Consider the following 14,137-nt stretch of genomic DNA (forward strand, 5'->3'; position numbering starts at 1 on the left):
AAATCATCTCTCCAGCCTTATATGCGAACCAAATACTGTTTATTATTATTTTTTTACTTTTTTTGCCTCTGTAAGTCGAATCAAAAAATTTGCGAAGGCGAAAATTGCAGAAATGGAAAATTTCAGGTCGATTATGAAAATGGCGATCGTTTTGATGGAGAATTCTTCGAAGATATTAAACATGGCAAAGGTACTTATTATTATTCTAATGGCGATCGTTTTGAAGGAGAATACCAATTCGGTTATAAAGACGGTCTTGGAGTCTATCGTTATGCGAATGGAGACAAATACATTGGATCTTATACCAAAGGAAAACGCCAAGGTTCAGGAAAATATTATTTTTCTGATGGATTGATTTTAGAAGGTTACTGGGAAAACAACCATCTGCAAGGCAACGCAAAAATTGTAAATGCTAAGGGAAACTTGGTTTTGGAGGGAATTTGGAAAAATAGTCGGTGGATAGGAATCTCACCGACGGATTCTTCAATGAATGCTATCGAAATTTCGAATCCCGAGTGATTCGTAAATTTTTCTTGTCGCCTTTGATTTGTTAAGTGTATACATATGGATCCCAGATATTTTGTGATCTAATAAATCTCTTACTTGTTCCGTTGCCCAATGGATACCAACATTTTCAGCATAAACATCATCCTCGGCACGAGAAAGAGACTTTAACAATTTTGCTGGAAAATTCGTTCCAAGTGATAACTCTGCCATTCGCGCCATTCCCTTTCTGGAAGTAACGGGCATAATCCCGGCAATGATTGGAACTTTGATACCTGCAATTTCACATCGTTCTACAAAATCATAAAAGTAGTTATTGTTAAAAAACATTTGGGTGCAAATGTAATCGGCACCTTGGTCTACCTTCCATTTCAAATATTCAATTTCTTTTAAGCGATTAGGGGTAGAAGGATGTCCTTCTGGAAAACCTGCAACACCAATGCCCATTGTAGGAAACTCTTTTTTGATGAATCCAACCAACTCGCCAGCGAATGCAAATCCGTTTTCCGTTTTTTGAAATTCTGTTTGCCCTTTGGGAGGGTCCCCTCGAAGAGCCATGATGTTATGGATTCCACTTTTTTCGTAACGTCTTAGAATGTCTCGAATTTCCTCTTTGGTAGAACCTACACAGGTAAGATGACTAACAATAGTTAAACCAGTTTGTTCTTGGAGTTTAACAACTAAATCATGTGTTAGATCCCTCGTGGATCCTCCAGCCCCATAAGTAACACTTACGTAGGCAGGATTCATTTGGGATAATTCTTGTATGTTTCGGAACAAATCTTCAGAAGCTTCCTGATTTTTTGGAGGAAAAAACTCGAAGCTGATCGTAGTTTGTTTTTTACCGAGAACCTGAGAAATATGCATAAAACCTATCCTCTAAACAGGAATATTTTTCTCAAGCCCCTTGTTTGCCAATAGCCAACCTTTTGACGCTTTTGTTTTCACTGCCAACCAGAGCGCAAATTTAGGAAACAAAGCAGGAAGGATCACAATGGAGGCACGTAGGTAGGAAGGTACCAATACCTCTCCGGGATTTTTTTTAATCGCATATACAATGGCATCTGCCACTTGAGAAGGTTCGATCACCGGGGTAAAAATAGAAGGTTTTACACCGTCTATCATTCTTGTATTTACCATTGTGGGGCAAATCCAGCTAACACCGATTTGAGTGTCATAAAGCTCCATTTTGAGGGCTTGGGAAAAACCCACCATAGCGTGTTTTGTAGCAGAATAAGTCACTGTTCCCTCAGTTCCGAATTTGCCTGCGATGCTTGCTAAGTTGATGATGGTAGCTTCTTTTTGTTCCCTTAAGATTGGCAATGAAAGATAAACCAACTTCATTGGTCCTGCCACATTAATTTGGATGGCTTTGTTCCAAACGGAAAAATCTTTTCCCTCATAGTAACCGCTAGGGGCAATTCCTGCGTTATTGACAAGGATTTGAAAGGTTAGTTTTTTCTTTTGGATTTGTTTGATCAGAGATTCTATCTCAGATTCTTTAGAAAGATCGCAAGCAAATCCATAGAATTTTCGACCCAGTGATTCCACTTTATTTTGAATCTCTTTTAGTAAAGGTAATTTAACATCAACACCAATGATATCATTTCCCTCTTTTGCTAATCGTTCCGCGGTTAAAGCGCCGATTCCCATTCCACATCCCGTGACAAGTATTGTATTTCCCGAAAGTTTCATATATTCAATCTAATGCTTTTTTTACTTTCGTCAATCCGAATCAAGAGAGAAATAGACGCATGGAATATAGATTGTTAAAGGCGGAATTGGGTCACAGACTTCCCACAGTTTCTTCTACTAATGAATGGATTAGAGATGTGTCTATTCCCTTTGGTTCGTGGGTGATTGCAGAGGAACAAACTGCAGGGAAAGGTCGTGGTCAAAATGTTTGGCAATCGTTAGGCGAAGATCCTTTGATCTTTTCTGGAAAAATCCGCATTTCTGCGGCCGAAATATCACTTCCTTTACTATCAATTTTTGTTTCCTCTGCAGTTTTAAAAACAATCTATCTATTTTTTCCTGAACGGGAAGAAGATACAACAGTCAAGTGGCCAAATGATATTTATCGTGGAGACAAAAAAGTTGCGGGGATTTTGGTTCAGTCAGAATTTACTAACGGAATTTTTGAAGTAGTGATTGGTATTGGCCTTAATTTTTTTGGGAAGAGTGTTCCTGAAATTTTGAAAGAGAAAGCTACTTTTTTATGTGATTCTGCACTTGAGGAAGGTTTATTAGAACGATTTGCAAATCAATTGATTATTGCTATTAACCAATCGGTAATTGCTCTCTTGGACCAGGGACAAATTTTAAAAGATTTGGTTTGGATTGAGGATCATTCCCTACTAAAACATAAAGTCATTGAAACCGAATGGCAATCGAGAATGGTTCGTGGACGTGTTTTGGGAATTGATGAATTAGGATTCCTTCTCATTATGACCGAAACCGGTGAAAAGATTGAACTTATGGATACTTCACCAAAATTTCGGATAATATAAATGTCAGAATCACCTTTATTATTAGTTATCGATGTTGGAAATACAAACACTGTATTTGGTGTTTTCCGTGAAGGAGAAGAAACTCCCGACTTTCACAAAAGAACTGTGACAAGAAGAGATCGAACCTCGGATGAGTTAGGTCTTTTTTTGAAAGGATTTTTGACTCAAGAGAATGTAAAAGCGGATCGAGTCAAAACGGCAATTTATTCAAGTGTAGTTCCCTCACTAAATCCAATTGTAGAGCGAATGTTAGAAGATTGGTTTAATGTAAACCCACTCCGCGTTCACTACCAAATGAAACTCAATTTCGGAATTAGTTATCCTCGACCTTTTGAAATAGGTGCGGATCGACTTGTAAATGCCGCTTATTGCGCAAAAACTTACCCTAGAAAAAAAGCAATCCTCGTGGATTTAGGAACTGCAACCACATTCTGTGTAATCAATGAAAAACCCGAATATGTAGGGGGAGTCATTGCACCAGGCCTTAAAATTTCAATGGATGCTTTAACGCGGAACACAGCACAACTTCCTCCTATAGTATTTGGCTCACCAAAACGAGTGTTAGGTGACTCTACTGTAGAGTCCATTCAGGCAGGTTTTTTCTTTGGTTGGATTGGTTTATTAAAAGAAATCGTAAGGGCGATCAAAGACGAACATCCAGGAGATTATGTGGTAGTGGGAACGGGTGGCCTTGTCACTACCATCCATGCTTCGCATAACCAAGTGTTTGATGAAATTGATCCAATGATGACTCTGAAAGGATTAAAAATTTTGGCAGATTTAAATTCCTAAGATTTTTTTCCTATAGGCTTCTCCCATAAGTTCATACCCGATTTGATTTGGATGAATTGGATCGGATGTAGGATATAAGGGAACTTCACCAGTATAGGACTCAAATATAGATTCAATTTCAACGTAGTCTAGGTTGGGTCTATTTTCTTTCATTCGACGAATGGTTTCATTATTGGTTCGAATGGTTTCTCGAATGGAAGTCATATTGGTTAGAGGCATTGTTGTTACCATTACTTTCGAAGTCTGTGAAGATTCTAAAAATTGAATCAGTTCAATGTATCTAGACTCAAATCCACTGGTTCCATACACCATTGCATCATTGGTTCCTAATTCAATGAGCCAAAGATCGGTAGAAATTTCATTTAAGCGGCTTTTGTTTTGTAACCAATCTTCAATTGTGTACCCAGCAACAGAGATATCTGTTACTTTATAACCCTGAGGTAGTTTTGTTTTTAGCCCGAATCCATCAGACCATTGCCCCAAAGAATCCCCAACAATTGTAATACGACGTTCCATTGGTACTCCCGAGAGTAGCGTTAGATATTGATTCGATGGTTGTTTCGAATGATAACAACCGATCAAAAAAAATATAGAAATGATAAAGATTTGAAATTTTTGATTAAGAACCAGGATGTTCATTTTTTTGTATAAACAATAGTTTTATAATGTAACCAATGATTACCTGGAACAGGTATTTCCCATTCTTGCCGATTCCAAGTAGATTCATTTAGGTAATCTTTTATTACATGATTGATTAGTTGGTCATCATAAAACACAAAACTATCTCTTGACTTGATCGTTTGGATATATGCCTCGGAAGGAATATCCAATTCCCCTGGAATGAATTCCAAGAGGTTCATATCAGGTCTGTTTTTTCGTAAATAAAAGTAAGGATCAGGTAAGGCTTGTAAATAAACAGATTTTGAATTTGCCAAACTCATATCTAAATGTTGGAAATGTGATTCTAGAATTCGATTGGAATCTGTTCTGTACCAATGAATATGATTTGTATACAATAAGGAAGAAAGTGATAATAGAATGCCAACAAAAGCTAATTTGGAGGTAAGGTTTTCAGATTCGTATAGTAGAGCCATTCCAAAAGCTAGTGGGAATAGAATGTGGAATACATACCATCCTTCAGAGGATGTGTATAAAGAAAGTAAGACCGAAAGAATCCAAATCCAAAACAAAATCCATTTTTGACTGAGTTTTCCAAATGTTTTAAATAACTTATATGAAATATACGTTAACGTTGAGAGTTCTATGGCAATAAGAGCCAATCGTAATTTTGGAAATCCAAATCCAAAGGAAAATACTTTTATCTTGTCAATTAGAGTGAAAGTTTCCAATAGATTTCGTTTGCGTGTGAGTTGTGCACCGAATTGAATTTCAAACCATTCCCAATTAGGATGGATGTAATACATCCAACAAAGTATTGGAAGAACTCCTCCAAGTACAAACCAAGGAAGTGTTTTGAATCCAAAATTTCTCCAGACTAAAAAAAGTGTGACTAATCCGAAGGAAGCACCAATCGGATGAGATAAAAAAGAAAACGAAAGGGAAACACCAGCTAAAAAGACATACCACTGTTTTGATTTATTTTTGTTCGTTGCAAATAGAAGGCTAAGGATAAAGAAAAAAGCAGTAAGACCTTCCATCCTAGCAACAGTACCAAAACGAAAAAGAAGAGGTTCCCACAAGATACTTGCAAATGCAATTTGGCTTGCTGCTTCAGAGATTGATTCTCTTCTCAGTAACAGGTAAAAACCAAAAGCTGTAAGATATACAATGATAACGTTTGCAATGCGAACGGTTGTTAGTGTATCGGGAAATATTGATAGCGAAAACCCAGAAAAAATTAAATAGAGGGGTGGCATCCATAAGGTTTTGGATTCCATTCCGGGGATAAGGCCATTTAAAACATCGGTTTGCAAATGGCCATTGGTCGCAAAAGAGAGGGCAGGGGAAAAGAAGAGTACTTCGTCAGGCCAAACAACTGGGAAAACGTCCAAGTTCATCCAAACCTGGAAGAAAAATAGCCCGGAAATAATCAAAAACGAGGCATAAGCCACGTGGGTTTTATTTGGAGAGGGAATTAACGGCTTCTTGTTCCGTTTCGAAGACTTCAAACAAGTCCAAAAGTTCCACCACATCAAATACCTTTTTCACTGGAGGGGTGATGCAACAGAGTTTTAGCTTTCTGCCTTGTTTGTCTAACTCCCGAACCATCCCTACAAAAATGCGAATTCCAGAAGAGGAAATATAAGAGATAAGTTCCAAGTTGATGATGATATCGCCCTCACCGTTTTGCACGTCATCAGCCAATTTGGCCTCCACTTCATCCGAATGGGTAATGTCCAAACGACCGTTAAGGTGAACGAGTGTGTGCTTTCCGATTTTTTTGGTTTTAATTTCCAAAGCGAGCCTACTTGGAGACTAGAATCTCTGAAAACACCAAAGGTTCAAGAAATTTTTAGGCTGCTTGGTTTTTGTTTCGATTAAAAAGACGCGGATCTGTTCGTTCTTCCACCGGAATGTGCAATAATATTCTTTGTCTTGTAGAACGAGTCGACCTATGTCCCAAAAACTCCTGGATTTCCCAAACAGGAAAACCTTTTTTGAAAAGATCTAGAGCAATGACATCGCGTAAGAACGGAATATGAATTTCTTTTGCAATCAGCTGACTTGCGTTTTTTAGAATTTTTTGAATGGTCCTTGTTCGTAGTTTTCCATAACGACCTGGAAATAGATAATCACTAGGGGAGAATTCAGAGGAATAACGATATAACTCCAAGGCTAAATTAGGTTCGATAAAAATCTTTCTTCTACGCAAACGACCACCGTTCTTTAATTTGAATAGGTTGCGCTCAGAATTAAAATCACCGATTTTTAGATGGATGATTTCAGGCAGTGATAAACCTGTGCACACCAAAAACTTGATGATTAAGTAGTGTAGGTAGTTTCGATCGCGGAGCCGAAACAATAGAGTTCTGATTTCCGACTGGTTAATCAACTGGTTATCAAGCGACATGACATCAACAGTCAAAACTTGTGGAAGAAGGATTGGTAATTTTAAATTATTATTTAGCATAAATTTTTCTCGCAGGAATGTAACAGGTATATCAATCTATGCAATCAATTTGTCACCAAACCGCAGTTTTGGATCGAAAATTCTGAAGAAATAAATTTACTTGTTCATGTTTTTGCACCTTATCATTTTCTGCTTGATTCATATTCTAAAAACGATCCTATCTTTGGGAGAAACGATAAAGGACAGAAACGAATGGACTCTTTGGAACTGAAAACGAATGACCCGGAATTGCAACTGACAAAGGAAGACTTACAAAAAGTTGAGGAACTTACTGGGCAAATAAAACTCAATAATCCGAACGATGTAGTCTCATACGGTGCCTCGGCCCAAGCTAAGGTTTCCGAATTTGCGGACAAAGTTCTTTCGGAAATTAAAACAAAAGATTCAGGATATGCTGGTGAACTCCTAAACAACCTCTTGTTTAAAATCAAAGATCTGAATTTGGATAGTTTTGCCGGGGAAGGGAACAGTTTGTCCAAAATTCCTTTGATTGGCGGTCTTTTCGATGCTTCCAGGAAATTTTTGGCAAAATTTGAAGATCTACAGTCCCAGGTAGAGAAGATTGTAGAGGAATTGCATACGGCACGCACTAATTTGACAAAAGACATAACATTGTTACAGGCGTTATATGAGAAAAACTTGGAATACTTTAAGGAAATCCAAGTGTATATCGCTGCAGGTGACAAAAAAGTAAAAGAGTTAAGAGACAAAATCTTACCGGAGATGTTAGAAAAAGCAAAAGCACAAGGTGATACTTTGGCTTCCCAACAATACCAAGACATGGTTCAAATGGTCGATCGATTTGAGAAAAAAATCCACGATTTGAAACTCACTCGAATCCTCTCGCTACAGACCGGGCCGCAGATTCGCCTCATTCAAAATGGTAACCAGGTTTTGGTCGAAAAAATTCAAAGTTCTATTCTTAACACTATACCTCTTTGGAAAAATCAAATCGTGATCGCTTTAGGTCTATTACGCCAAAGAAAAGCCTTAGAAGCACAAAAAGAAGTTTCTAAAACTACAAACGATTTAATCCAAAAAAATGCAGAAATGTTAAAAACTGGCACTGTGGAAATTGCAAAAGAATCCGAAAAAGGAATTATTGAAATTGAGACTCTAAAATCAGTGAATCAAAAGTTAATTGAAACCATTACTGAAACTTTAAAAATTCAAGAGGATGGTCGTCAAAAAAGAAAATCTGCAGAACAAGAGATGATCAAAATCGAATCAGATATAAAACAAAAACTATTGGAATCAAAATAGAATGACCGAAGTGCAATTGGAACAAAATCAAGAAGAAAGGAAGTGGGCGAGACGTGCCCACCTCTCGACAATCCTAACTTATCCGATGGCTTTATTGCCTTTTCCATTCTTCATATCTTCGCTTGGAGCTATGATCTATCCATTTGTGATGTGGCTTTCTCGAAACAAATCATCATATTCCGCCAAACAATCGCTAGAAGCAATGTATTTACAAGCGCTATTATCTTTAGGCTTTTTTGGATTTGGAGCAAAGTTTGGTGATGATCGGGTTTTACTCGTTTTTTCCTATGTGTTTATGGCATTCTTACATGCAGTTTTTTTAGGAATTGCTATTTATAGAACTACGATTGGAAAAGCCCATCACTACCCATTTAGTTTTTTCCCTCTTCTTTTTTCCTCTAACAAAACAAAGGAAAACTGGAATGAGCTAAAGAAAAAATTTGAGGACAAAGTCGAATTTACCGAATACAAAACACAAATGGAAAAATTGGATGGATTCCGCAGCCAGACTGAAAAAGAATCCAAATCTTTGTCGGATACTTCATTGCAAAGTTTGTGTAATGAATATTTACATTCCTTATCGGATTTACGTGTTCGACTTGCAGAAGACCCATTGTCCTATCGCAAAGCAAAACAGTTTCTCAATTATTTTCCAGAGACTGTTTCCAAGATTTTAAATCAGTATAATAAAGTTAGTTTGGATGTCAGTTCCCAAGAATCTGAAAAAAGGAAAACTGAATTGAATTCTTTGCTTAGCGAAGTTATCAAAACGACAGAACAGGTAAGAAATAAATTGAAAGCTGATGAAACCCTAAATTTAGATGTTGAGATCACCGCAATGAAGAAAAACATCGAATTTGGTGGTTATTGATGCAAGCTGAGTTATTGGATAGGTCTTATCATTTTTTAAATTTTCTTCCAACGGTTTCCGATTTCTTAGTACAAAAACACAAAGAATCAGGACTCAAAGTAGACGAAAAGGGTTTGTATAACCTCGTTACGGAAGCTGATTTAAAAGCAGAGTCCATGATTTTGGAAGAAATCCAGAAGAATTATCCAGCAGATGGAATTCTATCCGAAGAACGTGGAAAATTAGAAGGTAAGTCTGGTTACACTTGGGTGGTGGATCCATTGGATGGTACAACCAACTACACACACGGACTTCCTTTATACGGTATTTCTGTCGGCGTTGTAGAGACCGAAACAATGACTCCACTCCTTGGAATGGTTTTTTTTCCAGAACTAAATACATTCTATCATGCGATCAAAGGGCAAGGTGCATTCCGAGAAAAAACTCCTATCCAAGTTTCCAGAACAAGCGCTCTTAAGGATTCACTTTTTGTCACAGGATTTCCCTACGACAGAAATTTATCTTTAGATACACTTATGCAGTATTATAAATCCATATTGCAAAAATCGCGCGGAATTCGTAGGACTGGGGCGGCAACTCTCGATTTATGTTGGTTAGCTGAGGGGAAGTTTGAAGGATATTATGAACTTGGATTAAAACCTTGGGATATGGCTGCGGCTGGGCTTATTGTACTCGAAGCGAAGGGAAAAATTACGTCTATGGACGGAAATGACTTTTCCATTTTGATTCCAAGTTTACTTGCCACAAATGGTTTTGTACATGAATATTTGTTAGCTGAGTTTGAAGGACAAATCAACCGAGTAGCATACTAACCATTTGGTTCAGTTTTTTTCGAATCACTTCTTTACTGAAGTTCGCCAAAACATACTGACGGCCATTCTTTCCCATACGATTGGCAATATTTCGATTTTCTAATAAAAAATCTAAGGTTCTTTGGAAGGAAAGGGAATCGGAATAAAACAAACCACCCTGACTTCGTAAACAATGCCCCCGCATTACGGTAGATTTAGCATTGATTAAAACTGCTTTTTCTTGGATCCAGGATTCCATAATAGATATAGAAAAACTCTCATAAGCTGATGGATTGAGTAAAAGAAAAGATTTTTGGATTTCCGAGATTTTTTCTTCTTCGCTGATATAACCTGTAAAAACAATTAATGGATCTTTTGGTATTTCCATCGAAGAAATAGTTCCTAAACATTTCATGGATATATCACTTCGATGAGCAAAAAAATTCCAATTCTTAAAGAATTCGAAAAGTTCTGGATAACCTTTTGCCGGTTCGATTCTACCAATAGTAATTAATTGGTTCGAATGTGAATTGTTATGATTTTGATTTTTGAATGTATCATTAATATAAGTTCCAATTAAAAAATAGGAATGAACATTCTGCTTTGTGTAATCTTCGTAAACAGCCAATTCTTCCGGAGCATTGAAACTATAGATATAGCGGTTTGAATAGGTCTTCTTATACATTGGAAGACGAAATGGCGGTTCATCATGAAATGTTGGTACGATGACAAACGGAATTTTTAAATTGGGAATACTTGCTACCACCGGATAATAAAGATATCCAATTAGGACGGCGATATCAAAGTGATTTTGTTCCTTTATCACATAGTCTACTAAGTCAGGACAATACGGTCCTTGTTCTTTTAAAAATTCAAATTGTTCTTTATCAGAAACGGAATCACCTTTTTCTAAACATTGGTTTAAAAGACGATTCATCTTAGCCATGTTTCTGGTTTGTTTTACCGGAAAACGAATAATACGAATTTGATTTTCGTTGATCTGTCCTTTCGGTAATTCATTCTTCCAGCTCACATAATCTTTTGCGGAAGAAGTACAAACTGTAACATCATTTGATTCAGAAAGGATGGATGCATAATCATAAGCTAATTTTTCAGCTCCACCTGAAGCATTTTCCAGAAATCTTGCGGTGACGATGAGAATTTTTGCCATAACTAAGGTTTTGCCACTTCGAGTAGTGGAAGAATACTTGTAGATTCTAGATATTCGTTTAGTCGTTGGTTTTGTGAATAAATTATAGAATTCCTGAGTTCCGAATTTTTAAAAATAGAATCTACAAGTGGGACTAGCTTTTCAAAATCCTTCGATTCAAAAAGTACACCTGATTTTCCTAACGTTTCGGGAACGGCTGAGGCTGCGAAAGCCACAACAGGAAGATGAAAGTAGATTGCTTCCATCAGTGGAACACAAAAACCTTCATGTTCACTCATTGATAAAAAAATATTACTTTCCGAATAGATTTTTTTTAACATTTTCTCATCAACATAAGAAATGATTTTTACTTCTTCTGATAAATCTAAATGATGAATCATAAAATTGAGTTCGTCCATATAAGATTGTTGGTTTGGATTACAAAAACCTAACATTCGCATGGAAAACTGATTTCCCATTTTAGATTTCCATGTTCTAGCAAAACGAATCAAGTCGTCTTGCCGTTTATTTGGAGCTATGCGACCTACAAACAAAAAGGATGGCTGCGTAAATGATTTTGATATAGGATCTCTTGGTACATCTTTCCATTTTTGAAAATTTAGATGAAGAGGTAATAACCGAACATGTTTGAAGCCTATTTCCTTTAGTTCTGACAAATTAAAATTAGAAACCGCAAATGAATGATCAAATTGATCTCGAATCAATTCTAAATCTTCCCGTCCTTTTCTTAACAAGTAAGAAAATTTAAGGTCATATCCTGAAAAAAAATCTTCAGGTGTAACATTGTGATAAATAAGAATTTTCCGATTAGGAAATTTTAATACAAAATTTAGAACTTCACTATGGATGGAATGATGATAAACTAAAACATCGGTCGGTTTGATATTTGCTTTGGTCAATTTTTCAGCATATTTTCGATCGTAGGAAAATATATTTTCGGCAAATATTTTACCATGATATCCCTCTTTCGAAAGTAATCGCTTTATCTCCAACATTTCTTGAGATATTGCATCACCTAATTGAAATCCTGCGGAAAACTGATGTATATTCATTGGATACCGGAACTGAGAATTTTTGAAATCTCTTCCTGGAATGGGAATTTATTGTAGGATTCCAATACTTTGTATTGTTCTGAAATCAGGGAAGTTCGTTTTTCTAACTGAAATAAATTATCTTTCATTATTTGGATAATAGAAGGATATTCTTTCGTTTTAAGAAGAATTCCCGCTCCTCTCATGGTTTCGGGAATGGCTCCCGCTGCATAAGCAAAAACAGGAATCCCGGCGCCAAAAGCCTCGAGTATTGGGAGACAAAATCCTTCGTGTTCACTCATCGAAACAAAAGCTCCCGCCTCTTTTAAAATTGAGATAACCTCTTGGTCCGTTTTCCCTGTCAAAAATTCTACTTTCCCATTTAAATCTAAACTTCGTACTTTTTCTGTTAGTTTTTCGAAGTAACCATCAAAGGCTCCAATCACTGATCCAATACATTTACATCTTGCATCAGGAAATTCTTTTACCCAGTATGAGAATAATTCAATTAAATCCTCCCATTTTTTTTGAGGGGAATAACGGCCAACAAATACCAAAGAATGATTTCTTGATAGATCTTCGGATTTTGAATTGATATCATATGATTTACATATAGGGAGGATATAAGGATTTTTGAATTGGTATTCAGAAACTGTTTGTAAGTTAAACTCTGAGTCGCACCAAATAGAGTCAGAAATAATTGATAAGGTGGCAATTTCAAGATAGGAAAGCGATTCAAATTTTGACATTGCGAGGTGTATATCTGGCGTTGTTGTGTCTTTGTAAAATATAGCAGGCGTTACATTGTGAAATCTTAATATTTTTTTTCCAGGTAAATTTTGAAATAGCTCATAAGGATACCCGGCCCCACCATAGTGAAGAATATGAATATCATTAGAAGTGGTTGGATGTTGAAAGTGATTCGTGAGGTGAAACTCACTATTTAAGGTTTTACCTTTTCTTGGTTGCCTGGTGATGAAATGCGATTTGTAACCTAAAGAATTAAAAACTTCAGAAAGGCCAATGGCATCGTTTCCAACACCGTCAGAATCTTTTAGCTCATCTAAATGTTGAAAAACATTCATGTATCAAGTTTGGTGTATCTAAATACTTTTGTATCTTCTGTGGTTGAAAGATCTCTTACTTTTTTAAAACCTAGGGTTTCTAAATAGCTGGGCAACTTATTTAAATCAATCTCTGAAACTTGTAGGTCGCTGAAAGGGCGGTTTGAATGATTTGATTTGATTGCTACAGAAAAATATAAGTGATTTCCTTCGGCAAGTGAATCAGAAATTTCAGCAAATAACTTTTCTATCCAGAATGATGGAAATCGGTTTAATGGTAGGTATACTAAAATGTCAGTTGCCTGATTTAGAATATTCCTTAATGGAAATAATTGATTTTCTAGTCGGACGGTAGCGGTAATTTTACTTTGAATGAAACGAAATTCGTTTTCATCAGAAGTGATCGACTGAAAAGGAATTTTTAATATGGAAAGTTGTTTTAGTATGTCCCCCCATTCAGGAAACAATACCAAGATTTCCTTTGTCTGGGAAATGTCCTCTAATGCTACTTTCCAAGCGGGATTGGAGCCGGCATCGATAAAATACGAATTTGCCGCCCAACCAAAGTTAGGTAAAGAATTCGAAGTTGTTTGTAACAAATGATCCCTGAAAAAACCATCAAATCGATTTTCAATTTGTTCAATTCTCTTTCCTAAGCGCACTAGTTCATGCAAAACAGAAAAAAAAGCACGAATTCTATTCTCAGAAAGTTTTTTATCAATTAGTCCGTAAACAGAGATTAGGCGACTTAGCAGATATTTAATTGGACCTTTAATAAACCAGAATTTGGGATTCGAAAACTTGGGACTAGAAATCCCTTTTTCAAAGAGGTGCGCTGTTCCCGCAGGATCAAATTTTCTAAATCCCTGCGGAGACTCGGGTTTATAACTCAACTTAGTCAGTTCCAACCAGTTCGCCGCTTGGGAAGGATCAAGAGGAATCTTCGATTCGATTTCCTGCATTAATTCCGAAACATTTAACTGTGGGTCTCGGATTTCGACAAAGGGGGATGGATTGAATTTCTTTTTGTCTTCCACAGTTTTCTTTCT

Annotated in this window: 16 protein-coding genes; 6 read left to right on the forward strand and 10 right to left on the reverse strand. The window is 36.6% G+C overall.

What is annotated here, in order from left to right; genetic code table 11:
- The first annotated feature begins 21 nt into the window (after positions 1-21).
- The gene (locus ND811_RS03115; protein ID WP_265350412.1) at positions 22-519 is read left to right on the forward strand and encodes an MORN repeat-containing protein; all 498 of its coding nucleotides are present in this window, start codon (positions 22-24) and stop codon (positions 517-519) included.
- On the opposite strand, the gene metF is transcribed toward ND811_RS03115, so the two are convergent.
- Both metF and ND811_RS03125 read right to left on the reverse strand, forming a co-directional pair.
- Entirely contained in the window at positions 484-1,371 is an 888-nt protein-coding gene (gene metF, locus ND811_RS03120) for a methylenetetrahydrofolate reductase [NAD(P)H] (RefSeq protein ID WP_265350411.1), read from the reverse strand. The two genes, ND811_RS03115 and metF, sit on opposite strands and share 36 nt — an antisense overlap.
- Positions 1,372-1,383: 12 nt before the next feature.
- Positions 1,384-2,199 carry an SDR family NAD(P)-dependent oxidoreductase gene (locus ND811_RS03125; RefSeq protein WP_265350410.1) on the reverse strand — a complete coding sequence of 272 codons (816 nt, stop codon included), beginning with the start codon at positions 2,197-2,199 and terminating at the stop codon, positions 1,384-1,386.
- Between the two features lie 59 nt (positions 2,200-2,258).
- Between ND811_RS03125 and ND811_RS03130 the strand changes: the two genes are divergently transcribed.
- Positions 2,259-3,014: a biotin--[acetyl-CoA-carboxylase] ligase gene (locus ND811_RS03130; RefSeq protein ID WP_265350409.1), complete on the forward strand. Its 756-nt coding sequence runs from the start codon at positions 2,259-2,261 to the stop codon at positions 3,012-3,014.
- Entirely contained in the window at positions 3,015-3,806 is a 792-nt protein-coding gene (locus ND811_RS03135) for a type III pantothenate kinase (RefSeq protein WP_265350408.1), read from the forward strand.
- On the opposite strand, the gene ND811_RS03140 is transcribed toward ND811_RS03135, so the two are convergent.
- The 4 genes from ND811_RS03140 to ND811_RS03155 all read right to left on the reverse strand — a co-directional run bounded on the left by ND811_RS03140 (position 3,795) and on the right by ND811_RS03155 (position 6,897).
- The gene (locus ND811_RS03140) at positions 3,795-4,322 is read right to left on the reverse strand and encodes an SGNH/GDSL hydrolase family protein (protein ID WP_265350407.1); all 528 of its coding nucleotides are present in this window, start codon (positions 4,320-4,322) and stop codon (positions 3,795-3,797) included. The two genes, ND811_RS03135 and ND811_RS03140, sit on opposite strands and share 12 nt — an antisense overlap.
- A 119-nt stretch (positions 4,323-4,441) precedes the next feature.
- Positions 4,442-5,878, reverse strand: coding sequence for an ArnT family glycosyltransferase (locus ND811_RS03145; RefSeq protein ID WP_265350969.1), 1,437 nt, complete (start codon positions 5,876-5,878; stop codon positions 4,442-4,444).
- A 7-nt stretch (positions 5,879-5,885) separates the two neighbouring features.
- Positions 5,886-6,224, reverse strand: a complete 339-nt coding sequence (locus ND811_RS03150; protein ID WP_002975971.1) for an STAS domain-containing protein — start codon at positions 6,222-6,224, stop codon at positions 5,886-5,888.
- A gap of 55 nt (positions 6,225-6,279) precedes the next feature.
- Entirely contained in the window at positions 6,280-6,897 is a 618-nt protein-coding gene (locus tag ND811_RS03155) for a tyrosine-type recombinase/integrase (RefSeq protein ID WP_265350406.1), read from the reverse strand.
- A 192-nt stretch (positions 6,898-7,089) separates the two neighbouring features.
- On the opposite strand from ND811_RS03155, the gene ND811_RS03160 reads away from it, so the two are divergent.
- From ND811_RS03160 to ND811_RS03170, 3 genes are read left to right on the forward strand one after another with little or no spacing between them, the layout of a single operon-like run.
- A complete protein-coding gene (locus ND811_RS03160) occupies positions 7,090-8,160 on the forward strand; it encodes a toxic anion resistance protein (RefSeq protein ID WP_265350405.1) in 1,071 nt (356 codons plus the stop codon).
- Between the two features lies 1 nt (position 8,161).
- Entirely contained in the window at positions 8,162-9,031 is an 870-nt protein-coding gene (locus ND811_RS03165; protein WP_265350404.1) for a magnetosome magnetite crystal formation protein family, read from the forward strand.
- Positions 9,031-9,843, forward strand: a complete 813-nt coding sequence (locus ND811_RS03170; protein ID WP_265350403.1) for an inositol monophosphatase family protein — start codon at positions 9,031-9,033, stop codon at positions 9,841-9,843. The genes ND811_RS03165 and ND811_RS03170 overlap by 1 nt, the downstream gene beginning before the upstream one ends.
- Here the strand turns inward: ND811_RS03170 and ND811_RS03175 are convergent.
- Genes ND811_RS03175 through ND811_RS03190 form a run of 4 tightly spaced genes read right to left on the reverse strand, consistent with a single transcriptional unit; the run spans position 9,824 to position 14,125 of the window.
- The gene (locus tag ND811_RS03175) at positions 9,824-10,993 is read right to left on the reverse strand and encodes a glycosyltransferase family 4 protein (RefSeq protein ID WP_265350402.1); all 1,170 of its coding nucleotides are present in this window, start codon (positions 10,991-10,993) and stop codon (positions 9,824-9,826) included. The genes ND811_RS03170 and ND811_RS03175 overlap by 20 nt on opposite strands.
- Positions 10,994-10,995: 2 nt before the next feature.
- Positions 10,996-12,045: a glycosyltransferase family 4 protein gene (locus ND811_RS03180; RefSeq protein ID WP_265350401.1), complete on the reverse strand. Its 1,050-nt coding sequence runs from the start codon at positions 12,043-12,045 to the stop codon at positions 10,996-10,998.
- Complete coding sequence (locus ND811_RS03185; protein ID WP_265350400.1) at positions 12,042-13,109, reverse strand: glycosyltransferase family 4 protein; 1,068 nt, start codon at positions 13,107-13,109, stop codon at positions 12,042-12,044. Before ND811_RS03185 ends, ND811_RS03180 begins: the two co-directional genes overlap by 4 nt.
- Positions 13,106-14,125 (reverse strand): LIC_10202 family protein, encoded by a 1,020-nt coding sequence (locus ND811_RS03190; RefSeq protein WP_265350399.1) that lies wholly within the window; start codon positions 14,123-14,125, stop codon positions 13,106-13,108. The genes ND811_RS03185 and ND811_RS03190 overlap by 4 nt, the downstream gene beginning before the upstream one ends.
- Positions 14,126-14,137 lie beyond the last annotated feature (12 nt).

The organism is Leptospira soteropolitanensis, assembly GCF_026151655.1.
Classification (GTDB): Bacteria; Spirochaetota; Leptospiria; order Leptospirales; family Leptospiraceae; genus Leptospira_A; species Leptospira_A soteropolitanensis.

Coding starts and splice junctions, on each gene's coding strand:
- ND811_RS03135 (WP_265350408.1), top strand. CDS start 3,015: ATGTCAGAATCACCTTTATTATTAGTTATCGATGTTGGAAATACAAAC.
- metF (WP_265350411.1), bottom strand. CDS start 1,371: ATGCATATTTCTCAGGTTCTCGGTAAAAAACAAACTACGATCAGCTTC.
- ND811_RS03180 (WP_265350401.1), bottom strand. CDS start 12,045: ATGAATATACATCAGTTTTCCGCAGGATTTCAATTAGGTGATGCAATA.
- ND811_RS03160 (WP_265350405.1), top strand. CDS start 7,090: ATGGACTCTTTGGAACTGAAAACGAATGACCCGGAATTGCAACTGACA.
- ND811_RS03170 (WP_265350403.1), top strand. CDS start 9,031: ATGCAAGCTGAGTTATTGGATAGGTCTTATCATTTTTTAAATTTTCTT.
- ND811_RS03115 (WP_265350412.1), top strand. CDS start 22: ATGCGAACCAAATACTGTTTATTATTATTTTTTTACTTTTTTTGCCTC.
- ND811_RS03140 (WP_265350407.1), bottom strand. CDS start 4,322: ATGGAACGTCGTATTACAATTGTTGGGGATTCTTTGGGGCAATGGTCT.
- ND811_RS03185 (WP_265350400.1), bottom strand. CDS start 13,109: ATGAATGTTTTTCAACATTTAGATGAGCTAAAAGATTCTGACGGTGTT.
- ND811_RS03130 (WP_265350409.1), top strand. CDS start 2,259: ATGGAATATAGATTGTTAAAGGCGGAATTGGGTCACAGACTTCCCACA.
- ND811_RS03155 (WP_265350406.1), bottom strand. CDS start 6,897: ATGCTAAATAATAATTTAAAATTACCAATCCTTCTTCCACAAGTTTTG.
- ND811_RS03175 (WP_265350402.1), bottom strand. CDS start 10,993: ATGGCAAAAATTCTCATCGTCACCGCAAGATTTCTGGAAAATGCTTCA.
- ND811_RS03125 (WP_265350410.1), bottom strand. CDS start 2,199: ATGAAACTTTCGGGAAATACAATACTTGTCACGGGATGTGGAATGGGA.
- ND811_RS03165 (WP_265350404.1), top strand. CDS start 8,162: ATGACCGAAGTGCAATTGGAACAAAATCAAGAAGAAAGGAAGTGGGCG.